This is a genomic window from Prescottella soli (assembly GCF_040024445.1).
GTDB classification, from domain to species: domain Bacteria; phylum Actinomycetota; class Actinomycetes; order Mycobacteriales; family Mycobacteriaceae; genus Prescottella; species Prescottella soli.
Map to the genome: position 1 here is coordinate 1,402,567 of NZ_CP157276.1, position 22,113 is coordinate 1,424,679.

General features: G+C 69.3%; 20 protein-coding genes. 9 read left to right on the plus strand and 11 right to left on the minus strand.

What is annotated here, in order from left to right; genetic code table 11:
* Positions 1 to 218: 218 nt before the first annotated feature.
* Positions 219 to 1,268, plus strand: a complete 1,050-nt coding sequence (locus tag ABI214_RS06530; RefSeq protein ID WP_348607555.1) for a DUF389 domain-containing protein — start codon at positions 219 to 221, stop codon at positions 1,266 to 1,268.
* A 407-nt stretch (positions 1,269 to 1,675) separates the two neighbouring features.
* Here ABI214_RS06530 and ychF read toward each other — a convergent pair whose 3' ends face one another.
* The 6 genes from ychF to ABI214_RS06560 all read right to left on the minus strand — a co-directional run bounded on the left by ychF (position 1,676) and on the right by ABI214_RS06560 (position 6,702).
* Complete coding sequence (ychF, locus tag ABI214_RS06535) at positions 1,676 to 2,755, minus strand: redox-regulated ATPase YchF (RefSeq protein ID WP_348607558.1); 1,080 nt, start codon at positions 2,753 to 2,755, stop codon at positions 1,676 to 1,678.
* A gap of 74 nt (positions 2,756 to 2,829) precedes the next feature.
* Positions 2,830 to 3,246, minus strand: coding sequence for a CD225/dispanin family protein (locus tag ABI214_RS06540; protein WP_348607561.1), 417 nt, complete (start codon positions 3,244 to 3,246; stop codon positions 2,830 to 2,832).
* Between the two features lie 66 nt (positions 3,247 to 3,312).
* Positions 3,313 to 3,900: a class I SAM-dependent methyltransferase gene (locus tag ABI214_RS06545; protein ID WP_348607564.1), complete on the minus strand. Its 588-nt coding sequence runs from the start codon at positions 3,898 to 3,900 to the stop codon at positions 3,313 to 3,315.
* A gap of 81 nt (positions 3,901 to 3,981) precedes the next feature.
* Complete coding sequence (locus tag ABI214_RS06550) at positions 3,982 to 5,658, minus strand: MDR family MFS transporter (RefSeq protein ID WP_348607567.1); 1,677 nt, start codon at positions 5,656 to 5,658, stop codon at positions 3,982 to 3,984.
* Positions 5,659 to 5,728: 70 nt separating this feature from the next.
* The gene (locus tag ABI214_RS06555; protein WP_348607570.1) at positions 5,729 to 6,184 is read right to left on the minus strand and encodes a MarR family winged helix-turn-helix transcriptional regulator; all 456 of its coding nucleotides are present in this window, start codon (positions 6,182 to 6,184) and stop codon (positions 5,729 to 5,731) included.
* An 86-nt stretch (positions 6,185 to 6,270) separates the two neighbouring features.
* Positions 6,271 to 6,702: a MarR family winged helix-turn-helix transcriptional regulator gene (locus tag ABI214_RS06560; RefSeq protein ID WP_348611358.1), complete on the minus strand. Its 432-nt coding sequence runs from the start codon at positions 6,700 to 6,702 to the stop codon at positions 6,271 to 6,273.
* A gap of 96 nt (positions 6,703 to 6,798) precedes the next feature.
* Between ABI214_RS06560 and ABI214_RS06565 the strand changes: the two genes are divergently transcribed.
* Entirely contained in the window at positions 6,799 to 8,406 is a 1,608-nt protein-coding gene (locus ABI214_RS06565) for an FMN-binding glutamate synthase family protein (protein WP_348607573.1), read from the plus strand.
* On the opposite strand, the gene ABI214_RS06570 is transcribed toward ABI214_RS06565, so the two are convergent.
* Entirely contained in the window at positions 8,387 to 8,884 is a 498-nt protein-coding gene (locus ABI214_RS06570) for a hypothetical protein (RefSeq protein ID WP_348607576.1), read from the minus strand. The genes ABI214_RS06565 and ABI214_RS06570 overlap by 20 nt on opposite strands.
* A gap of 186 nt (positions 8,885 to 9,070) precedes the next feature.
* Between ABI214_RS06570 and ABI214_RS06575 the strand changes: the two genes are divergently transcribed.
* The gene (locus tag ABI214_RS06575; RefSeq protein ID WP_348611361.1) at positions 9,071 to 10,294 is read left to right on the plus strand and encodes an AI-2E family transporter; all 1,224 of its coding nucleotides are present in this window, start codon (positions 9,071 to 9,073) and stop codon (positions 10,292 to 10,294) included.
* Here the strand turns inward: ABI214_RS06575 and ABI214_RS06580 are convergent.
* Together ABI214_RS06580 and ABI214_RS06585 are read right to left on the minus strand one after the other, a co-directional pair.
* Positions 10,291 to 13,272: an SMC family ATPase gene (locus tag ABI214_RS06580; protein WP_348607579.1), complete on the minus strand. Its 2,982-nt coding sequence runs from the start codon at positions 13,270 to 13,272 to the stop codon at positions 10,291 to 10,293. The genes ABI214_RS06575 and ABI214_RS06580 overlap by 4 nt on opposite strands.
* Positions 13,269 to 14,462: a metallophosphoesterase family protein gene (locus tag ABI214_RS06585; RefSeq protein ID WP_348607581.1), complete on the minus strand. Its 1,194-nt coding sequence runs from the start codon at positions 14,460 to 14,462 to the stop codon at positions 13,269 to 13,271. The genes ABI214_RS06580 and ABI214_RS06585 overlap by 4 nt, the downstream gene beginning before the upstream one ends.
* A 232-nt stretch (positions 14,463 to 14,694) precedes the next feature.
* Here ABI214_RS06585 and ABI214_RS06590 point away from each other — a divergent pair, with 232 nt between their 5' ends.
* On the plus strand, positions 14,695 to 15,528 hold the full coding sequence (locus ABI214_RS06590; RefSeq protein WP_348607584.1) for a DUF6542 domain-containing protein: 834 nt from the start codon (positions 14,695 to 14,697) through the stop codon (positions 15,526 to 15,528).
* A gap of 64 nt (positions 15,529 to 15,592) precedes the next feature.
* On the opposite strand, the gene ABI214_RS06595 is transcribed toward ABI214_RS06590, so the two are convergent.
* A complete protein-coding gene (locus ABI214_RS06595; protein WP_348607587.1) occupies positions 15,593 to 16,597 on the minus strand; it encodes a 4-hydroxy-3-methylbut-2-enyl diphosphate reductase in 1,005 nt (334 codons plus the stop codon).
* A 121-nt stretch (positions 16,598 to 16,718) separates the two neighbouring features.
* Between ABI214_RS06595 and ABI214_RS06600 the strand changes: the two genes are divergently transcribed.
* From ABI214_RS06600 to ABI214_RS06610, 3 genes are read left to right on the plus strand one after another with little or no spacing between them, the layout of a single operon-like run.
* Entirely contained in the window at positions 16,719 to 17,324 is a 606-nt protein-coding gene (locus ABI214_RS06600) for a lipid droplet-associated protein (protein WP_348607591.1), read from the plus strand.
* Positions 17,321 to 18,577: an exodeoxyribonuclease VII large subunit gene (gene xseA, locus ABI214_RS06605; protein ID WP_348607594.1), complete on the plus strand. Its 1,257-nt coding sequence runs from the start codon at positions 17,321 to 17,323 to the stop codon at positions 18,575 to 18,577. Before ABI214_RS06600 ends, xseA begins: the two co-directional genes overlap by 4 nt.
* Positions 18,574 to 18,804 carry an exodeoxyribonuclease VII small subunit gene (locus ABI214_RS06610; RefSeq protein ID WP_348607599.1) on the plus strand — a complete coding sequence of 77 codons (231 nt, stop codon included), beginning with the start codon at positions 18,574 to 18,576 and terminating at the stop codon, positions 18,802 to 18,804. The genes xseA and ABI214_RS06610 overlap by 4 nt, the downstream gene beginning before the upstream one ends.
* Before the next feature lie 5 nt (positions 18,805 to 18,809).
* Here the strand turns inward: ABI214_RS06610 and ABI214_RS06615 are convergent, their stop codons facing one another.
* Complete coding sequence (locus ABI214_RS06615) at positions 18,810 to 19,379, minus strand: DUF4245 domain-containing protein (RefSeq protein ID WP_348607602.1); 570 nt, start codon at positions 19,377 to 19,379, stop codon at positions 18,810 to 18,812.
* A gap of 182 nt (positions 19,380 to 19,561) precedes the next feature.
* Between ABI214_RS06615 and glpX the strand changes: the two genes are divergently transcribed.
* Entirely contained in the window at positions 19,562 to 20,602 is a 1,041-nt protein-coding gene (gene glpX, locus ABI214_RS06620) for a class II fructose-bisphosphatase (RefSeq protein WP_348607605.1), read from the plus strand.
* A gap of 91 nt (positions 20,603 to 20,693) precedes the next feature.
* Complete coding sequence (locus tag ABI214_RS06625) at positions 20,694 to 22,112, plus strand: class II fumarate hydratase (RefSeq protein WP_348607608.1); 1,419 nt, start codon at positions 20,694 to 20,696, stop codon at positions 22,110 to 22,112.
* Position 22,113: the final 1 nt, after the last annotated feature.

Sequence of the window (22,113 nt, forward strand, 5' to 3'; positions counted from 1 at the left end):
TGCCTATTGAGAGAGAACATTCTTCGACGTGGAGACATCGAAGCCGAAACCAACGATCCTGACCTACTCCAGGACGTCGAAGAAGTGTCATGACCGAACCCGAGAAGGACACCAGTAGGCCAGGGGTGGCCAAGTACGCCCGCTACGGTTGCTCGTGATGAACCGGCCGTCGATGCTGCTCGCACCTCAGACCACCGCCGACTGAAGGAGGCCATACTGTGCTTCACCTGCGCGTCATCTCGCCGAGTGAGCGGACCGGAGAAGTGCTGCACATGCTGGCCGCCGAACCCGGCGCTACCCATGTGACGCTCGCCATCAGTGCCTCCATCGATCCGCCCGGCGATGTGATCGAGGCGGATGTGGCGCGTGCCTGCGCGAATGATGTGCTCGCCGCGTTGACCGCTCTGGATCTGGTGCGGACGGGCGGAATTTTGTTCGAGCCGACAGGGACCGTGCTTTCCTGCGCCGGGGAGCGGGCGGACGCTGCGGCTCCGACACGGCCGGACGGAACGGTGGTGTGGGAGCAGTTGCTCGGTCAGGCGCGCGAGGGGGCCCGACTCACTCCCACGTTCCTGGCGTTTCTGGCGATCGCGTTCCTGCTGTCGGCGGTAGGCGTGGCGACGGCCTCGCCGCTGACCCTGGTCGGCGCGATGGTGGTTGGGCCCGAATTCCGACCGCTGGCAGCGCTTTCGGTCGGTCTGGTCCGCCGGGACATCGGGCTCGTGCGGAATTCGGCACGCACCCTGGCCATCTCGTTTCCGGCCGCGATGGTGGTCACCGCGCTGGCCACACTGCTATGGATACGCCTCGGCTGGATCGGGGTCGGTGATGTCGAGAACGCCCGCGCCTTCGATTTCATCTACGAGGTGGGGCCATTCTCGCTGGTGGTGGCGCTGCTGGCGGGGGCGGCAGGCATGTTGGCGCTGGTCACCTACTCCTCCACGGTCCTGGTGGGCGTGTTCATTTCGGTAACAACGGTGCCAGCTGCCGGTTTGGCCGTCGTCGCGGTCTTCACGGGAAAGTGGCATGTCGTGCTGAGCTCGCTTGCTCAACTCGGCGTCAATCTGATCGGCATTGTGCTCGCCGGGGTGGCTGTGCTGCTGTTGTTGTTGATGCGGGCCGGTCGCCAGGGCCGGTCGGCCATGCGCCGGGAGGCCGGTTCCGTGACGCCTCGGAGACACGGAGCTCCCGCGTCCACCGCGGAGCCGCACCGCCCAACGTTGCGGCCAGATCGTCCCATCCCGGGCGAGCACGAGTGTCAGGACTGACCTCGCACTTGCACGCTGACTGCGGAAGCCCGTGCCACAAACGAAGAATGGTGCCATGAACTGGGACAATTCGACTTGCGACAGTTGAATCAACACCAGTTCGAGGAGCACCATTCAGGTGAGTAAGTCTCCCGGCCCCTATCCCCGCATGTCCGTCGATGCCGCTGGAAGCGGTGTCGTGGCGCAGGCCGGCGCAGCCTTGTTGCTGCGTACCGCCGGGAAGACCGGCCCGGCCACAGCCCTGTCTGCTCTTCCCCCACGGTCACGCTGAACAGCTACTCACATCTGTGGCCGGATACGAACGACAGAACCCGCAGGGCCGCGGACGAGATGTTCCGGGCCTCTGCGGGTTCTGCTGCGGACGCACTGCGGACGGAGGGTCGGAAATGATCCTCTGACCAGATCCTCTAGACGTTGAAGCGGAACTCCACGACATCGCCGTCCTGCATGATGTACTCCTTGCCCTCCATGCGCACCTTGCCGGCGGCCTTGGCGGCGTTCATGGAGCCGGCCTCGACGAGGTCGTCGAAGGAGACGATCTCGGCCTTGATGAAGCCGCGCTCGAAGTCGGTGTGGATGACGCCGGCGGCCTGCGGGGCGGTGTCGCCCTTGTGGATGGTCCAGGCGCGCGCTTCCTTCGGACCGGCCGTGAGGTAGGTCTGCAGGCCGAGAGTGTGGAAGCCGATGCGGGCGAGGGCGTGCAGGCCCGGCTCGGACTGGCCGATGGAGTCCAGCATCTCCTGGCGGTCCTCCTCGTCGAGCTCGAGGAGTTCGTGCTCCACCTTGGCGTCGAGGAACACCGAGTCGGCCGGGGCGACGGACGCGCGCAGCTCGGCGACCTTCGCCTCGTCGGTGAGCACGGCCTCGTCGGCGTTGAAGACGTACAGGAACGGCTTGGTGGTGAGCAGGTGCAGCTCGCGCAGCAGCCCGAAGTCCAGCTTGTCCTTCGCGCTGAACAGGGTCTTGCCCTCGTTGAGGATCTCCTGCGCCTTCAGCGCCTCCTCGTGCTGGGGCTTGAGGTCCTTGTTCTTCTTCGCTTCCTTCTCGAGCCGCGGCAGCGCCTTCTCGAGGGACTGCATGTCGGCGATCACGAGCTCGGTCTCGATGATCTCGATGTCGGAGGCCGGGTCGACGCGACCGTCGACGTGCACGACGTCGTCGTCGGCGAACACGCGGACGACCTGGCAGATGGCGTCGGCCTCACGGATGTTGGCGAGGAACTTGTTGCCCAGGCCGGCACCCTCGGAGGCGCCCTTGACGATGCCGGCGATGTCGACGAACGACACCGTGGCGGGCAGGAGGCGCTCGGAACCGAAGATCTCGGCGAGCTTGTTCAGCCGCGGATCCGGCAGCTCGACCAGGCCGACGTTGGGCTCGATCGTGGCGAACGGGTAGTTCGCGGCGAGCACGTCGTTCTTGGTCAGCGCGTTGAAAAGGGTCGACTTGCCGACGTTGGGAAGTCCGACGATTCCGAGGGTAAGGCTCACGGTATAGGGATTCTACGGCGTCACGGCGGGGTGGCGGTGGTCGGCCGTGCTCCAGGGCCGACCACCGCCACCGTTCACCACTGGTAGGTCGTGGTGGTGGCGGAGTCCACGGCGCTCGCGAACGCCGCGACCATGATGAACCACGAGATGATGGAGAGCACGAACAGGCCGATGCCGATACCCAGCGCGATCTTGCCGAGCGTCTTGACGCGCTCCGACGCGTACTGCGCGCCCTGGTAGTCGCCCATCGCCCACCTGGGAAGGATCGAATGCAGGTGGTTGAAGGTGGCGAACGCGAGCGGCCAGAAGAAGAGAATCGACGCGACGGCCCAGCCGGCGTTCGACGGCGGCACCGGCGGCTGTCCCCCGTACTGGGCCGGTGCGGACCCTGTCGGGTACTGCGGCGCGCTCGGGTACGGCTGCTGCGCATAGCCGGGCTGGCCGCCGAACGGCTCGCCCGTCGGCGGCTGGTTGTAGGTCGGTTCCGACACGTTTGATGTCCCCCTCGTGGTCGACGAAATTGTCGGCACAGAAGGTAACCGAAACCGACTCGTCGGTCAGCGCCCGGGCTTGCGGGCCACCGTCACCGCCCACCCCGCGCCGTCGTGCCACGGCCGCAGATCCCAGGTCGCGAACCGGTGCTCGCGCACCAGCCCGACCGTGGCGAGGTCGGTGTCGAGCTCGTCGACGGTGTACTCGTAGTCGGTGGCGAACCCGGTCACGAGCAGCCCGCCGGGAACCAGGTGGTCGGTGAGGCGCCCGAGCACCTGCCGTTCGGTGCCGCGCGCGACGAAGATCATCACGTTGCCGGCGGCGACGACGGCGTCGAACCGCTCCCCCGGCAGGTCGAACGTCGCCAAGTCGGCCTCGTGCACCGTCAGCTCGGCATGTTTGCGGGCCTCCGCGACCAGCACCGGGTCCAGGTCGACGGCGGTGACGTGGTGACCGCGTCGGGCCAGTTCCGCGCCGAGCCGCCCTGTGCCGCAACCGGCGTCGAGAACGCGGGCCCCGCGCGGCAGCATCGCGTCCACCGCCCGCGCCTCGCCGTGCAGGTCGGTCCCCTCGGCCTCGAGCCGAGCGAACCGCTCGATGTAGGCGAGGGAGTCGGACGCGGATCGTTCACGCTGCCATCGGGTGCTGCCCATGCGCCCACAATAGGCCGAGGCAGCAGAAGGGCCGGGTGTCGTCGACGACGGCACCCGGCCCCGAACCGAGTCGGTCCTGCGCTACCTGCGCTTCACCTCTGTCGGGTCCGCGGGGACGGGGTCGACGAGAACCGGGTCGCCCTGGACGATCTCGGCCAGTTCGGCGTCGATGTCCTCGCCGGCCGCCTCGGCGCGGCGCGCCTCGTCCGCGCTGAAGGTGCGCAGCGCGACCTCCTTGATCAACAAGATCGCCGCGAAGCTGATCAGCGAGACGATGCCGGAGATCAGGAAGATCCGTGCCGTCGCGTCGCCGTAGGCGCCGCGGACGATGTCCGCGATCGGACCCGGCAGTTCCTTGAGGTTCGACAGGCCCGCACCCGAGCCGCCGGCGTGGCTCATGTCGACACCGGCCGCCGTCAGGCCCTTGATCGTCAGATCCCCGACGTGGCTCGACAGCACCGCACCGAGGACGGAGACACCGGCCGCGCCACCGAGCGAGCGGAAGAACGAGACCACCGAACTGGCCGACCCCAGGTCGGACGGGCTGACCGTGTTCTGCACGGCCAGGACCAGGTTCTGCATCGTCATGCCCATGCCGATACCGAGCACGAGCAGGAAGCTGCCGAGCAGCACCATGTTGGTCTCGTGATCGATCGTCGACAGCAGGAAGAATCCGGCGGTCATCATGACCGCGCCACCGACGAGGAAGCCCTTCCAGCGGCCGAACTTCGTGATCAGCGCCCCCGAGACGCCCGACGACACCATCGATCCGATGACCATCGGCAGCGTCAGCAGGCCCGCGACAGTCGGCGAGTAGCCACGTGCGATCTGGAAGTACTGCCCCAGGAACACCGAGGCGCCGAAGAGCGCGACGCCGACCGAGACACTGGCGAGGGTCGCCAGCGCGGTGGTGCGATCCTTGAACAGGCGCAGCGGGATGATCGGGTCCTTGGCCTTGGTCTCGGCGAAGATTGCACCGATCAGCAGCAGGACACCGAGTCCGACCAACCCGAACGACGCACCGGATGCCCAGTCGAAGTTCTTGCCCGCCAACGTGACCCAGATCAGCAGGGTGCTGACGCCGGATGCGATGAGCAGCGCGCCCATGTAGTCGATACTGACGTTCTTGCGCACGACCGGCAGGTTGAGGGTCCGCTGGATGACGAGCAGCGCGATGACCGCGAGGGGGACGCAGACAAAGAACGTCCAGCGCCAGCCGAGCCAACTGGTGTCGACGATGACGCCGCCGATCAGTGGTCCGGCGACGGTCGCGATCGACATGACACCGGCCATCGGGCCCTGGTAGCGGCCGCGCTCGCGGGGGCTGAACATCGTCGCGATGACGATGACGACCAGCGCCTGCAGGCCGCCGAGGCCCAGACCCTGAACGGCACGGAACGCGATGAGCATGCCGACCGACTGCGACAGACCCGCCAGGACCGAGCCGATCGTGAAGATCACCAGCGCCAGCTGGACCAGCAGCTTCTTGCTGACCAGGTCGGAGAACTTGCCCCAGATCGGGGTGGTCGCAGTCGACGCCAGCAGCGTCGCCGTGACGACCCACGTGTACTGGTCCTGCGTGCCGTGCAGGCTGGTGATGATGGTCGGCAGCGCATTGGAAACGATGGTCGACGACAGGAACGCGACGAACATGCCGAGGAGCAGGCCCACGAGCGCCTGGATGCGCTGCGGGTGCGTCATCGGCGAGTCCGCCGCCAGATCGGGTGCGCCGGTCGCCCGGCTGACGGATGTGCTCATGCAGAAACCTCGCGAATTCTTCGGGATACCCCGAAAACAGTTGCGTAAAAAGTGAATTGGGATTCCGGCGTCAGTGCGCCGAGACCGCGTCCCGCATCGACGAACTCAGGCGCGCCAACCCGTCCACGAGCTGTTGCACCTCCGCGTCCGTCCAGTCCGCGATCGATTCCAGCAACCATTCCCTCTGCCGCGCACGGTGGCGACGCAGAACCGCGGCCCCCTCGTCGGTCAACGCGGGCAGCGTGGCCCGGCGATCGACAGGATCGGGAACTCGCTCCAGATAGCCGAGTTCTTCCGCATGGGCGATGTGCCGACTCAACGTCGAGGGGGTGATGTGCATCCGATCCGCCAGGGCGTTGCAGCGTCGCCCCTGACCGGCGGCGACATGGGACAGCAGCGCCCCCAGCGGCACGGTGAGCAACTCGCCGTCGGGCTCGCGCACGAGCGCCGCCGACACCTCGCGACTGCTCCGGACGATGTCGCGCAGGTGATCGATGAGCACCTCCGCGGTGTCCGGCGCAATCATGAAGCCTCCCGATTAGTTGAGTAGTACAACTATAGACCCGATAGTTGCAGCGCGCAACTATCGGGTGCGGGGAGCGCCGACTCGGCTCAGTTCGCGCTCTCCGCGAGCCTCCGCAGGAGCGTCGTCAGCTGCCGGACGTCGGCGGGATCCCAGCGCGACAGCCGCTCGCGCCACTGCGCGATCGCCGACTCGCGCAACTCGGTCAGCTGGGCCCGCCCCGGCTCGGTGAGCACGACCAGGCGAGCCCGCGCATCCTGCGGGTCGGGCCGGCGCTCCACGAGCCCGAGCCGGACGACGGCGTCGATCTGCCGGGTGAGCGTCGACTTCTCCACTCCCAACTCGGCGACGAGAGCCGACATCGGCACCGCGTCCCCGCAGGCGAGGATCGCCAGGAGCGGATAGCACGCCGGGTCGAGTTTCGGGTTGATCGCCCGGGCACGCTCGCGTGACTGGATCCGCCCGCGCCGCCACATGTCGACCAGCTCGGCCTCCAGCTCGGTGATCGGATCCGAGTTCATGTTCGTGGGCATCCCTTCGCTCTACCGGCGTCGGTGGACACACCGACTCGCATCGCCGACAGGGTACGGCCCGACGCCGGCGCTTACCATCGCCGCATGGCTCGCATCTCGATCGTCGCCTGTTTCTGGGCGCTCGCACTGGCCGCCGGGATCGCGGTCCCGGCGGTGTCCCCGTGGTGGCTCGTCGCCGCCGTCCCTCTCGCCGCCACGGCCGTCCTCGGCACGTGGGACCTGACGCAACGCCGGCACAACATCCTGCGCAACTACCCGGTTCTCGGCCACGCCCGCTTCCTCCTCGAGGGAATCCGCCCCGAGATCCAGCAGTACTTCATCGAATCCCCCACCGACGGAACGCCGTTCGACCGCGAGACGCGAGACCTGGTGTACGAGAGGTCGAAGGGGACGCTCGACGAGGAACCGTTCGGCACCGAACGCGACGTCCACGCCATCGGCTACGAGTTCATGGCGCACTCGCTTCGGGCCCGCACCGCATCCGAGGCCACCCCGACGGTGCGACTGGGCGGCCCGGACTGCACCCGGCCGTACGACATCGCGCTGCTCAACGTCTCGGCGATGAGTTTCGGGGCGTTGTCCTCGAACGCGATCGAGGCACTGAACGCCGGCGCCGCGCGCGGCGGCTTCGCGCACGACACCGGCGAGGGCAGCATCAGTCGCTACCACCGCAAGCACGGCGGCGACCTGATCTGGGAGATCGCGTCCGGTTACTTCGGCTGCCGGACACCCGCCGGCGAGTTCGACCCCGAACTGTTCGCCGCCAAGGCGTCCGAGGAGCAGATCAAGGCCATCTCGATCAAGCTGTCGCAGGGCGCCAAGCCCGGCATGGGCGGTGTGCTGCCCGGCGCCAAGGTCACCGCGGAGATCGCCGAGGCCCGAGGCGTCACGATCGGCGAGACGGTGACGTCGCCGCCGGCGCACCGGGCGTTCACCACCCCCGACGAACTGATCGACTTCATCGTGGAACTGCGAATCCTCTCGGGCGGCAAACCGGTCGGGCTCAAGCTGTGTGTCGGGTCCCGCGTCGAGTTCCTGGCGATCTGCAAGGCGATGCTCGAACGGAACGTCACCCCGGACTTCATCATCGTCGACGGCGCCGAGGGCGGGACCGGAGCGGGACCGGTGGAGTTCGAGGACCACATGGGGATGCCGCTCACCGAGGGCCTGATGACGGTCCACAACGCGCTCGTCGGCACCGGACTGCGCGACCGCGTCAAGATCGGCGCGTCCGGCAAGATCGCGAGCGGCGCCGACATCGTCAAGCGCATCATCCAGGGCGCCGACTTCACCCTCGCGGCGCGGGCGATGATGTTCGCCGTCGGCTGCATCCAGGCCCAGAAGTGCCACACCAACCGGTGCCCCGTAGGCGTCGCGACCCAGGACCCGGCGCGGACCCGCGCCCTCGACGTGCCCGACAAGACCGCCCGCGTGTACCGATTCCAGAAGGCCACCGTCGCGAGCGCGAAGCAGATGATCGCCTCGATGGGACTCGACGACTTCGACGAGCTGCACCCGTCCATGCTGAACCGACGCATCGACGGCGTCACGACCCGCAACTACGCCGAACTGTACGAGTGGCTCGAACCTGGTCAACTGCTCGACCACGCGCCGACGGAATGGCGGCGCGACTGGCTCGCCGCCGACCCCTACTCGTTCCGGCCCCGGACCGTTACGGGCACGCCGGCCTGACCAACTGCAGGATCCGGTTGGCCTGGTCCTCGGTCGGAACGGTGCCGTCGTTGGTTGCGACTTGCGTCACCTTCGCGACCAACGCCTGGTCGCTCGCCCCGGCGTCGATGGCCGTACACGTCTCCTTGACGATCGACTCGATCGAATCGTCGCTGCGGTCGCTCGACAGGTTCGGGTACGCCGTCCGGAAGGTGGCGGTGAACGCGGTCAGCTTGGCCTGATCCCACGCCCCGCCGATGCCGGACACCACGCTCGACGCCGTCTCCTGGACGCTCGATACCAGGCCCGACGCCGTCTGCTGGACGCTCGAACGCAGCGCCTCCCCGGGACCTGTCTCCGGCGTGGACGTGACCGCCGAGCTGATCTTCTCCTTGGTTTCCTCGGAGGTGCCGCCGTTGTTGGTGCACGCCGAGAGCCCGAACGCGAGGGCAGATGCGGTGACAATCGTTGCGGTTGTTTTCCCGATGATGCTCCTCATGTGCCGGATCCTACGTTCGCCCCGGAGCATCAAAGTCGGGATTGACCAGGCCGTGACCGGATCGATTGCTCGCGCCGATTCGGAGAGAAATGCGTAGATTCTGACGAGAACCACCACCCGACCGCCGGAAGGACCCCCTCGACTGTGAGCGTCAAGAAGATCGTCCAGCCCTCCCCGCGCACCCGCATGCGCGACCGCGGTGAGGTGATCGGGGCCGGCGGGATGTTTCTCGCGAAGTGGTCGCTGTGCCTGGCCGCGATCGCGCTCGGAGCGATCGTCGTGGGCTGGGTCTTCGAGAAGCTCTGGGTGATCGCGCTGCCTGTGCTCCTCGCGATCATCGTCTCCACGGTGCTGTGGCCGCCGACACGCGCGCTCACCCGGCGCGGCGTCCCCCCGGCCGGCGCGGCAGCCATCACGCTGCTGGTCTTCTTCGCACTGCTCGGCGGAGTGATAGCGCTGATCGTGCCGTCGGTTGTGGACCAGACGCCGGAGCTGGCGAACAAGGCGACCCAGGGCATCCAGCAGGTGCAGAACTGGCTGAAGGGCCCGCCGGTCAACCTGCAGGACGAACAGATCGACACGGCGATCCACGCACTCACGACGAAGCTCCAGCAGAGCGGCACGGCTATCGCGTCGGGCGTCTTCAGCGGTGTCACCACCGCCGGGTCGATGATCGTCACGCTCGGCCTCGTCATGGTGCTGGCGTTCTTCTTCGTCAAGGACGGCCCGCGGTTCATCCCGTGGCTGCACAGCGTCGGCGGCGGCCGCGCCGGACGCCACCTCGAAGAGGTGCTGGGCCGGATGTGGGACACCCTCGGCGGCTTCATCCGCACCCAGGCGCTGGTCAGCCTCATCGACGCCGTGTTCATCGGCGCCGGCCTGCTGATCCTCGGTGTGCCGCTCGCGCCCGTGCTGGCGATCTTCACGTTCATCGGCGGCTTCATCCCGATCGTCGGCGCCTTCGTCGCCGGCGCCCTCGCGGTCCTCGTGGCGCTCGTCGCCAACGGCGTGACGACCGCGCTGATCGTGCTGGCGATCATCATCGCGGTGCAGCAGATCGAAGGAAACGTCCTGCAGCCGGTGCTGCAGAGCAAGAGCATGAAGCTGCACGCCGTCGTGGTGCTGCTCGCGGTCGCCGCCGGCAGCTCGCTGTACGGCATCGTCGGCGCCTTCCTCGCCGTCCCGGCCGCCGCGGTCGCCGCCGTGGTCATCCGGTACCTGGGCGAGCAGATCGATCACCGCCTCGAGCGGGACGCACTGCTCGACGCCGCCGACGCGACCGCGGACGGAACGGTCACCGAGCACACCGGCGAGCCGGAGAGCGCGGTGCCGACCCCGATCGCGGACACCGAGCCGGTCCCGGCCGTTGCGGACGCCGACACCAGCTCGGCGGGGCCCGCTCGCAACTAGCCGGCGATCATCTCCAACGTGGACCCGGTCCGGCCGCGCACGACGTGCAGCCGGCTCGGGATCCGCTGTCGCATCTCGTCGACGTGGCTGACGATCCCGACCACCCGACCACCCGCCCGTAGTTCGTCGAGGACGCCCATCACCAGGTCCAGGGTGTCGGCGTCGAGCGTCCCGAATCCCTCGTCGATGAACATCGTGTCGAGCACGACGCCGCCCGACTCGGCGGCCACGACGTCGGCGAGACCCAGCGCCAGCGACAGCGACGCGAGGAAGGACTCGCCGCCCGACAGCGTCTTCGCCGACCGGACCACGCCGGTGTAGTCGTCCCGGATATCGAGCCCGAGTCCGCCACGACGACCACGCGAGCCCGCCTCGTCCGAGTGGACGAACTCGTACCGCCCGGCGGACATTCGACGCAGCCGCGCCGACGCCGACACCGCGACCTCCTCGAGCCGCGACGCGAGCACGTACGACCGCAACGACATCTTGCGTGAGTTCTGGCCACGCCCGGCCACCACGTCGGCCAGTCCGGCGAGTTCGTCGTGGGCCGCCAGCACCGGGCCCAGCGCGGCCATGGTTTCCTCCAGGTGCGCAACGAGGCGCTCGAGGTTTCCGCGCGTGGTGTCCGCCTCCGCCGCCGCGGCCGCGGCCGCCTCGACCGCCGTCGCCGCCTCACGCGCGTGTGCGTCGGGGCCGGCGGTGTCGATCGGCTCGAGGTGGGCGACCGCCACGACCTCGGGTTCCGACAGCACCGCACGGGCGGCCGCGAGGCGATCGCGGGCCGCGGTGAGCGCGGCCTCGATCTGTCCTATACGAGCGGCCGGACGAACCGCCGCCGACGCCGCGGCGAGCGACTCGAAGCCGGCGTCGGTCGTGGCGGTCTGTACGCGAGCATCGAGGTCGCGTGCGGCGGCATCGAGCGTCGCGGCCTGGTCCCGGGCGTCGAGCAGTTGTGAGGCCCGCGTCGCGAGGTCGTCGAACCGGTCGCGCCGGGCCTGCACGCTCGGGTCGCCGCCGGCGGCCACGGACAGCCTGGTGCGCAGCGACGCCACCTGTTCATCGGCGGCCTCGATGCGGGTGTCGAGCGCGGCCCGCTCGGTGTCCACCGCGCGGGACTGCTCGTCCAACTGCGCACCGCGGGCACAGAGTTCACTGACCGACGCGGACGCCCGCGCGATGCCCGCGGCGACCGATCGGGCACGGTCGAGCGCCGCCGCGGCGGTCTCGCGCTGTCGCCGCAGCTCGTCGCGGTCGCCGTCGCCGCCACGCTGGGCCAGTAGATCGACCGTCCGCTCGAGCTGTGCCTGCCGCTCGGTCTCCGTTTCCAGGACCCCGGCGGCCCGCTGCTCGGCGAGCCGGGCCGTCTCCTCGTCCTCCTTGGTGACAGTCGCATCGCCCGGCCGCGCGGGCTCGGGGTGATCGACCGAGCCGCACACGGCGCACTTCTCCCCCGCAACGAGCTGCGCGGCCAGCTCCGCCGCCATGCCCGTGATCCGCTGCTCGCGCAGGTCGAGGAGCCGGTCCCGCGCGTTCTGCTGCGCGTCGCGGGCACCCGCAACCGCCACGCGCTGCTTCTCGAGAGACGTTCTGGCCGAGACCAATTCGTCGGCGGCGACGGACGCATCGGTAGCGCGTACGGCCGCCTCCTCGAGCGCGGGCAGTGCCGCGTGCGCCTGCTCGGCGGCGCGCAACGACTCCTCGGCTGAATCCAGTGCCGCGGGCCACTGGGCGCGGTCGATCGCCAGCGTTTCGGCCTTCCGCGCCAGATCCGCACTGCCACGGCGCATCTCGACGAGTTCGCGGTCGAGCTGTTCCATGGCTCGGGCCTCGCCGAGCAGGCCGTCCAGCCTGACCACCTCCGCGGCCCATTCCCGCTCCTGCGCACGGATCGCGTCGCGATCGGCTCCCGTCTGCGGCCACGACAGCGTCGCGACCAGACCCGCGCCGTCCTCGGACGCACCGAGCCGATCGGCGACCGTGCGTGCACGGGATACCGCGGACTCGGATTCTCGTGCCGCGGAGTCCGCTTCAGCAGCCGCCGCTGCGACAACGGCGGCCCGCGATGCGCGATCCGCTTCGGCGGCGAGCGCATCACGCTCGGCGGCCCCGGTCTCCAGTTCGGCGAGCGCCGCCTGGGCGCGGTCGCGTCGAGCCTGCAGCTCACGCACCCGTCTGGCCTCCAGGGCCGCGGCGCGGGCCTTCTCCTCCGCGGTCCGGGCGCGGTTCAGTTCTGCCGCTGTCAGGTCAGCCGTCTCGACGGACTGGTCCAGCAGCCGCCGCGACCAGGTCAGCGGGTCGCCGTCGGTCCCGATCTCGATTCCCGCTGCCGTCGACACCCGCGCAACCAACAGGTCCACTTGCTTACGGTGGTCCTCGACGCGCGACGCGCTGGCCCGCTTGCGGTCGACGAACCAGTCTTCGACGGACTTGAACCGCGTGGTGTCGAACAGCTTCTCGAGCAGTTTGCCGCGTTCCTCGTTGTCGGCCCGCAGGAACTTGGCGAACTCGCCCTGCGGCAGCAGCACCACCTGGAAGAACTGGTCGGCCGTCATGCCGAGCAGACGCTCGACCTCACGCGCGATGTCCGGGATACGAGAGAGGTTCTCGCCCTTGCCGTCCAGCCACTCGAGAGTTGCCTTCGCGTTCTCGGTGAGCGTCCCCGCACCACGCTTCTTGGGGCGTTCGTACTCGGGACTGCGGGTGATGCGCAGGGGCCGTCCCCCGATGGTCGCCTCGAGCATCACCGTCGGCACCGACCCGGCGGGCGCGTGGTCCGACAGCAGTCGCTTGCCCTCCTTGCGGGCGCCGGGCACCGTGCCGTACAGCGCGAACGCGACGGCGTCGAGGATCGTGGTCTTGCCGGCTCCGGTCTGGCCGTGCAGCAGGAACAGCCCGTCGGCACCCAGCTCGTCGAAGTCGACCACGACGGTCTCGGCGAACGGGCCGAACGCCGCCACCTCGAGGTGGTGCAGCCTCACGCGGACACCTCCAGCGCATCGACCGGCTCGCTACCGACCGACGCAACCTCGGCGGCCGTCGCACTGCGCAGCGCGTCCTCGAGCAGCCGGATCTCCCCCGCGCTGGCCTCGCTACGCACGTCCGACAGGAAGCCCCCCGCCACCTCGATATCCGAACGTCCACGGACCCGCTCACGGTATCGGAGCTCCGGGTTGCCTTCGGGGCGTTGCCATTCCATGTGAACCGCGAAAGGGAACCGGGCCTGCAGCGCTCGCATGGCGTCGACGGGGCGCAGCGAGTCGGTGAGGACCGCGGACACATAGTGGTCCTCCGCCGACGCGAACGCCGCGTCGTGCAGCAGCTCGTCGAGCGTCCCGGTGAGCTGGCTGAGCCCGCGCACCACCGGCAGGTCGATCCGCTCCACTGCGGCGAGACCGGCGGCATCGACGTCCACCAGCCACACCGCCTTGCAGTGCGACCGCTCTCCGAACGAATACGGCAACGGCGAACCGCTGTAGCGGACGTTCTCGGCCAGGGTCTGCGGCGAGTGCAGATGCCCGAGCGCGACGTAGTCGACGCCGTCGAACGCCGCCGCCGCCACCGTCTCGACGCCGCCGACGGAGATCGACCGCTCCGACCCCGTCGCCTCCCCGCCGACCACGAAGGCGTGCGCCAGCAGCACGGATCGCAGTCCGGGCGCCGCAGTCCGTCGCGTGTCCAGATCGGCGCGGATCCGTGTCATCGCGACATCGAGGATGTCAGCGTGGGACCGCGCCTGAGGTGACTCCAACTCGGCACGCGTGATCTCGGGCTCGAGGTACGGGATGCCGTAGAACGCGACCGGGCCGTGCTCGTCGTCGTGGAGCACCGGGGTGTCCAGCGCCCCCACCCGGGTGAGCAGGTGCAGACCGCCCGCGGCCGAGAACGCCGCACCGGCGCCGAGTCGCACCGGCGAGTCGTGATTGCCCGACGTGGCGACAATCACAGCACCCGCCGCGCGGATCGCCTCGAAGCCCCTGTTGCACACCGCGACCGCGTCGGCACTCGGAATGGAACGGTCGTACACGTCCCCCGGCACCACCACGACGTCGACGCCGTGGGCGACGACCAGATCCGCGATCGCGTCGAGCACCCGCGACTGGTCGGCGAGCAGGTCGACGCCGTGGAAGGTGCGCCCGATGTGCCAGTCGGATGTGTGCAGGATCCTCATGGCGAACGACGGTAGAGCACCCGACCGACAGCCCATCGATTCGGACATGCCGGTCGGACGCGGCCATCGACCCGGCCGAGCTGTGGATTCTCAGCGAATTCTCGGCGTCTGCCGGTCCCGCCAACGAAGCAAGCCGACCGTCAGCGACTACTGTCAAAGTGTGTCTGCAACCCAACGTGCTCGTTCCGGGGTGCCGCTCGACCAACGATCGGCCCTCCCCACCGTTCCCGGTGTGCCTGCCTGGGGGGCTGTCGTCGTCGCCGCTGGGTTGACCTTCATCGGCTTCGCACTCGACGCAATGTCGGGGAGCGAACTGACATCGACGTTCTCGGTGCTGTACTTCTTCGGCTGCGTCCTGGCGGTCCTCGCCGTTCGCCACCGGGGAATGTTCACCGCCGTCGTCCAGCCTCCACTTCTCCTGTTCGTCGCGGTTCCGCTCGCTCAGCAGTTCTTCACCGGCGGCACCGGTACCGGCCTGAAGGATCTCGCACTCAACGTCGCGTACCCCCTGGTCAACCGATTCCCGTTGATGCTGGTGGCCACCCTCGTGGTGGGACTCATCGCCGGCGGGCGGGTGTTCCTCGTCCGGCAGGGCACGGGCGCCCCGGCGCGGTCCAGGGCCCGACGCACCCAGCCGCGGACCGCTCGTGCCGACTCGTCGGCAGGTCGTCGCGACGCCCCCACCCGCTCGTCGCGCGCCGCATCGCGCCGCGACGACCGCACACGAAGCGACGACTACACACGTAGCGACGACTACGAGACACCGATGGACCGTCGCCCCCGACGCCGCGCTCCGGTGAACGACCAACGTCCGCCCCGCCCCACCCACGAGCCCGTCACGGCACACGTTTCCGGCTACGGTGGGCGCGACAGCGGCTACCGCGAGCCGGTGCGACGCGAAGGCCCCCGGCGCGAGACCGTGTACGGCGAGCCGATCGCCCGCGATCGCGAACCGATCCAGCGCGACCCGATTCCGGTCCGCGCCCGCCCGACGATGGACATGCCGCCGCGTCCGGCGCCGCGAGTGCGCTACCGGGAGCGCCGCGAGCCCCCGATCGACGGCTAGACCTGAAGGCAACGGGAACGCCCCGGGAAGAACATTCTTCCCGGGGCGTTCCCGTTGTCAGTCGTCAGTTGCGGGCGGCGCGCAGTTCCCGCGGCAGTGCGAAGACGAGCGTCTCGTTGGCGGTGGTCACCGACTGCACGTCCGCGAAGCCGTGCTCGGCGAGCAGGTCGATGACGCCGCGGACCAGAATCTCCGGCACTGAGGCGCCGGACGTGATGCCGACGGTCCGCACGCCGTCGAGCCACTCGAGATCGACCTCCCGGGCGTAGTCGACCAGGTGCGCGGCGCGCGCACCGGCGCCCAGCGCCACCTCGACCAGCCGCACCGAGTTGGACGAGTTCCGCGATCCGACCACGATCACCAGGTCGCACTCCGGTGCCATCGCCTTCACGGCCACCTGACGGTTCTGCGTGGCGTAACAGATGTCGTCGCTCGGCGGGTCCTCGAGCTGCGGGAACTTCTGTCGCAGCCGCTGCACGGTCTCCATCGTCTCGTCGACGGACAGCGTCGTCTGCGACAGCCAGACGACCTTGGCGCCGTCGCGCACCGTGACGTTCTCGACCGCGTCGGGGCCGTCGACCAGTTGCACGTGATCGGGGGCCTCGCCGGCGGTGCCCTCGACCTCCTCGTGGCCCTCGTGCCCGATCAGCAGGATGTCGTAGTCGTCGCGCGCGAACCGCTTGGCCTCCTGGTGGACCTTCGTCACCAGCGGGCACGTCGCGTCGATCGTGTGCAGACTCCGCTCGGCGGCGGCGGCGTGGACCGCCGGCGACACGCCGTGCGCGGAGAACACCAGTACCGATCCCGCGGGGACCTCGTCGGTCTCGTCGACGAAGACGACGCCCCGCTCTGCGAGCGTGTCGACGACGTGGCGGTTGTGCACGATCTCCTTGCGCACGTAGATCGGCGCGCCGTGCTTCTCGAGGGCCTTCTCGACGGTCTCGACCGCGCGGTCGACGCCCGCGCAGTAGCCGCGAGGCTCGGCCAGGAGAACCCGCTTGCCCTGATCGGCGGCGTCGGCACCGACGGATCGGGCGATACCCAGATTGAGAGGAACAGCCGAAGACATGACTCCAGCGTACGGTGCATGCCGCCGGGGCCCCGTCCAGCACACGGCGATGCGGGATCGGGGGCCGGATCACCGGGGGCGTCGGCTACCAAATCGCGCCATCGTGAGGCAGGCTGTGAGCATGATCCGTCCTCCGTTCGTGGCGCGCGTCGCCGCCGGTATGGCCATCACGGCGTACGAAGAGGCACTCAAGCTGCCGTCCACCGCCATGACGCTGCCGATGACCGCGGTCAGTCAGGTGCTGCAGACGACGATGCGGGTTCAGCAGTCCATGACCGCGCTCGCCATCAAGGGCGACCAGGCGTTCTGTCTCTTCGACCGCAACGAGGAAGAGCCGTCGTGGGCGGTGTTCGACGAGGACCGCAGCGACTTCGACACCGACGGTGAGGTGGACGTCGAGGGCCCGGCGGACGCCGACACACCCGACCGCCCGAGCACGCCGGGCCGGTTCGCGCTGTACTCGATGACCCCCGCCGAGGGCGACGACGCCGCGGACCGCACGGAGAAGACCGCCGACACCGGGGCCACCGCCCACGACGTTCCCGTTCCGGAGATCGCCGAGGAACTCGACTACGCGGCCCTCACGCTGGCCCAACTGCGGACCCGGCTGCGGTCGCTGTCGGTGGAGGACCTGACGGCGCTGCTCGAATACGAGGAGCGCACTGCGGCCCGAGCACCGTTCCAGACCATGCTCACCAACCGCATCACCTCCGCCAAAGCCAAGTGACCTCCGCTCGCCCCGCTTCCAGCGGCCCGTCCCCGAGCACGGCCGAGCAGCCCTGGCCGGTACGGACCGTCTCCACCAAGGTCGCGCAGTGGATCGACCGCCTCGGCAGCGTGTGGGTCGAGGGCCAGATCACGCAGATCAACGCCCGCCCGGGCACCCGGACGGCGTTCCTCGTGCTGCGCGACCCCTCGGTCGACATGTCGCTGTCGGTGACCTGCTCGCCGCAGCTGCTGCGCGACGCCCCGGTCCCGCTCACCGAGGGCAGCCGCGTCGTGATGTTCGGCAAGCTGTCGTTCTACACCGGCCGCGGGTCGGTGTCGCTGCGGGTCACCGAGATCCGGGCCGTCGGCATCGGCGAGCTGCTCGCCCGGATCGAGCGGCTGCGCGCGCTGCTCGCGGCGGAGGGCCTGTTCGATCCGCGGCTCAAGCGGCCACTGCCGTTCCTGCCCGGCACGATCGGCCTGATCACCGGTCGGGCCAGCGCCGCCGAACACGACGTGCTCAGCGTCGCGGAGCGCCGGTGGCCGGCGGTGCGGTTCGAGGTCCGCAACACCGCGGTCCAGGGTCCGACGGCGGTGCCGCAGATCATCGCGGCACTCGAGGAGCTGGACCACGATCCGAACGTCGACGTGATCATCCTGGCCCGCGGCGGTGGCAGCGTCGAGGATCTGCTCCCGTTCTCCGACGAGACGCTGTGCCGCGCGATCGTGGCGTGCACGACGCCGGTGGTGAGCGCGATCGGCCACGAGCCGGACAGCCCGCTCAGCGACCACGTCGCCGACCTGCGCGCCGCGACGCCCACCGACGCCGCCAAACGCGTCGTGCCCGACGCTGTGGCCGAGCAGGCGCTGGTGTCCGAGCTGCGCGGGCGCAGTGCCGCGGCCCTGCGCAATTGGGTGCAGCGCGAGGCACACCTCGTCGAACAGCTCCGCAGCCGCCCGGTGCTCGCCGATCCGCTCGCCGGGATCGACCGTCGGGCAGAGGAGGTCGAAAGGCTGCGCGACGCCGCTCGCCGGGACGTGAGCCGCGCGATCGCGGCGGAGTCGACGGCCGTCGAGCATCTGCGGGCGCGGCTGACGACACTCGGGCCGGCCGCGACGCTGGCCCGCGGGTACGCCGTGGTGCAGAAGGTGCTCGGTGACAACGAGCCTGAGGTGCTGCGGTCCGTGGACGACGCACCACCGGGCACGCAGATCCGAGTCAGGTTGGCCGACGGCGCGGTGCGCGCCGCCGTGATGGGAAGAGAGTCATGAGCAACGCAGATGTGGCCGAACTCGGTTACGAGGCGGCGCGGGACGAGCTGGTCGTCGTCGTGAAGACCCTCGAGCTGGGCGGCCTGGACCTGGACGAATCGCTCGCACTGTGGGAGCGCGGCGAGGCGCTGGCCAAGCGCTGCGAGGAACACCTCGCGGGCGCCCGCCAGCGCGTCGAGCAGGCACTCGCCCACGCCGACGACGCCGCCGACGACTCGGACGAGTAGGCCCCCTACTGCTGCAGCGGCTGAACCGACCCGACCGCGGTCGCGAGTGTGGTGAAGTTCGCCGCGGGCGCGGGCCCGGTGATCAGGATCCGGGTGGCACCGAAGTCGCTGACCCAGATGGCCTCGACGCCGTCGCCACCGAACACATCCCACGTGTGGTCACCGATCTGCTCGGTGCCGGTCGCGTACCGGGGTTCGCCGGCGATGAACGGGACCAGCGCCTCCTCGGAGGCGTCGCTCTGCGTCAGCTGGATGTATCGGCCGGCTTCGGTGATGAAACCGATGTTGCTCGAGTCACCGCCCCCGTTACCGGAGACGATGCTCCGGGAACCCGAGTTCGGGGTCCAGCCCTGAGGAGTTTCGGGCTGACGGATCGGGAAGCCCAGCTCCCGTGAGTCGTACTTGAACGCGGCCTCGGCGTCGAAGCTGGGGATCGGGCCCTGCTTCGGACCGCCCGGGCTGAACGAGCAGGACTGGGCAACCACCGCGATCAGCAGACACGCCACCACCAGCGGGATCAGGGACCACGCCATGTCTTGGCCGTTCTGCAGAATGCGGGGCTTCTTATCGGGCACGGTGTCCAGTATTCCTGTTCCCGCCTCCGGGTGGCCCAGCCCCCCACTCATCGTGGGGGTTCTGAGAGAATCACTCCGAGATTCGTCCACCGAATCGACGGCCCGACCGCAACGCGGTCGACCGCCCCGAAGTGTCGGCCACCACATTGCGCCGACCTTGACTGCTGCAGGAGGCACTGCCCATGACGGCCAGCACCCCATCGAGTCGCCGCGAGGCCCCGGACCGCAACCTCGCTCTCGAGCTGGTACGAGTCACAGAAGCCGCCGCCATGGCTGCAGGCCGTTGGGTCGGCCGGGGTGACAAGGAGGGCGGCGACGGGGCCGCCGTCGATGCCATGCGCCACATGGTGAGCTCGGTCTCGATGCAGGGCGTCGTCGTCATCGGCGAGGGCGAGAAGGACGAAGCCCCGATGCTCTACAACGGTGAGGAAGTCGGCAACGGCGACGGCCCGCTGTGCGACGTCGCGGTCGATCCGATCGACGGCACCACGCTGATGAGCAAGGGCGCCCCGGGCTCGATCGCGGTCCTCGCGGTGGCCGAGCGCGGCGCGATGTTCGACCCGTCCGCCGTGTTCTACATGGACAAGATCGCCGTCGGCCCCGAGGCCGCCGACGTCATCGATCTGTCTGCGGGTGTCGCCGAGAACATCCGTCGCGTCGCGAAGGCCAAGAACCGCGCAGTCTCCGACACGACCGTGACCATCCTGGACCGTCCGCGCCACGCCGACATCATCCGCGAGATCCGTGAGACCGGCGCGCGCATCCGCCTGATCTCCGACGGCGACGTCGCCGGCGCGATCGCGACGGCCCGCCCCGAGTCGGGCGTCGACATGCTGCTCGGCATCGGCGGCACCCCGGAGGGCATCATCGCCGCGGCCGCGCTGCGCTGCATGGGCGGCGCGCTGCAGGGCCGCCTGGCCCCGACCGACGACGCCGAGCGTCAGAAGGCGCTCGACGCGGGCCACGACCTCGACCGCGTCCTGCGGACCGAGGAGCTGGTCACGGGCGAGAACATCTTCTTCTGCGCGACCGGCGTCACCGACGGTGACCTGCTCAAGGGCGTGCGCTACTACGGTGGCGGTGCGACGACGCAGTCGATCGTCATGCGCAGCAAGTCCGGCACCGTCCGCATGATCGAGGCCTACCACCGCCTCGAGAAGCTGCACGAGTTCTCGTCGATCAACTTCGACGGCGTCGACGGCGCGCAGCCGCCGATGCCCTGATCGACCCATAGTTCCCAGCTGAAGGGTCCCTTCGTGCGCTGCCCGCGCGTGAAGGGACCCTTCAGCTTTGCCGCGGTGGCAAGCTGGATCCATGAGCGACAGCAGCGATCCGCAGTTCCGTATCGAACACGACACGATGGGCGAGGTTCGGGTCCCGGTCGACGCGCTGTGGCGCGCGCAGACGCAGCGTGCCGTCGAGAACTTCCCCATCTCGGGCCGCGGCCTCGAACGCACGCAGATCCGCGCGATGGGCCTGCTGAAAGCGGCCTGCGCACAGGTCAACAAGGATCTCGGATTGCTCGCGCCGGAAAAGGCCGACGCGATCATCGCCGCCGCGAACGAGATCGCGGACGGCCGCCACGACGACCAGTTCCCGATCGACGTGTTCCAGACCGGTTCGGGCACAAGTTCGAACATGAACGCCAACGAGGTCATCGCGAGCCTCGCCGCGACGGCCGGCGTGACCGTGCACCCCAACGACGACGTGAACATGTCGCAGTCGTCGAACGACACCTTTCCGACGGCCACGCACGTCGCCGCGACCGAGGCCGCCGTCAAGGATCTCGTGCCCGCGCTCGACCACCTGCGACTCGCCTTGCTCGACAAGGCCGCCCAATGGCGGACGGTGGTGAAGTCCGGACGCACCCACCTGATGGACGCGGTGCCGGTCACGCTCGGACAGGAGTTCGGTGGCTACGCCCACCAGATCGAGGCCGGCATGGAGCGTGTCCTGGCGACACTGCCGCGACTCGGCGAACTACCCATCGGTGGCACCGCGGTCGGCACGGGCCTCAACGCGCCCGACGGCTTCGGTCCCCGCGTGGTCGCGGAACTGGTGCGCGCCACCGGCCTCGACGCCCTCACTCCCGCGCGCAATCACTTCGAAGCGCAGGCCGCCCGGGACGGTCTGGTGGAGGCGTCGGGTGCGCTGCGCACGGTCGCGGTGTCGCTGACCAAGATCGCCAACGACATCCGGTGGATGGGCTCCGGCCCGCTGACCGGTCTCGGGGAGATCCGGCTGCCGGACCTGCAGCCGGGGAGCTCGATCATGCCCGGCAAGGTCAATCCCGTTCTGCCCGAGGCGGTCACACAGGTCGCGGCACAGGTGGTCGGCAACGACGCGGCCGTCGCGTGGGGCGGCGCCGCGGGCGCGTTCGAGTTGAACGTCTACATCCCGGTGATGGCCCGCAACCTCCTCGAGTCGTTCCGCCTGCTCGCCAACGTCTCTCGACTCTTCGCCGACCGCTGCATCGCAGGGCTCGAGGCCAACGAGGAGCATCTGCGCATGCTGGCCGAGTCGTCGCCGTCGATCGTGACGCCGCTGAACTCGGCGATCGGGTACGAGGAGGCCGCGGCGGTCGCGAAGCAGGCGTTGAAGGAGAAGAAGACGATTCGGCAGACGGTGATCGACCGGGGGCTGATCGGTGACGGTCTCACCGAGGCGGAACTGGATCGCCGCCTCGACGTGCTCGCGATGACGAACGTCGACGACGCGACGCCCGGGGAGTGAT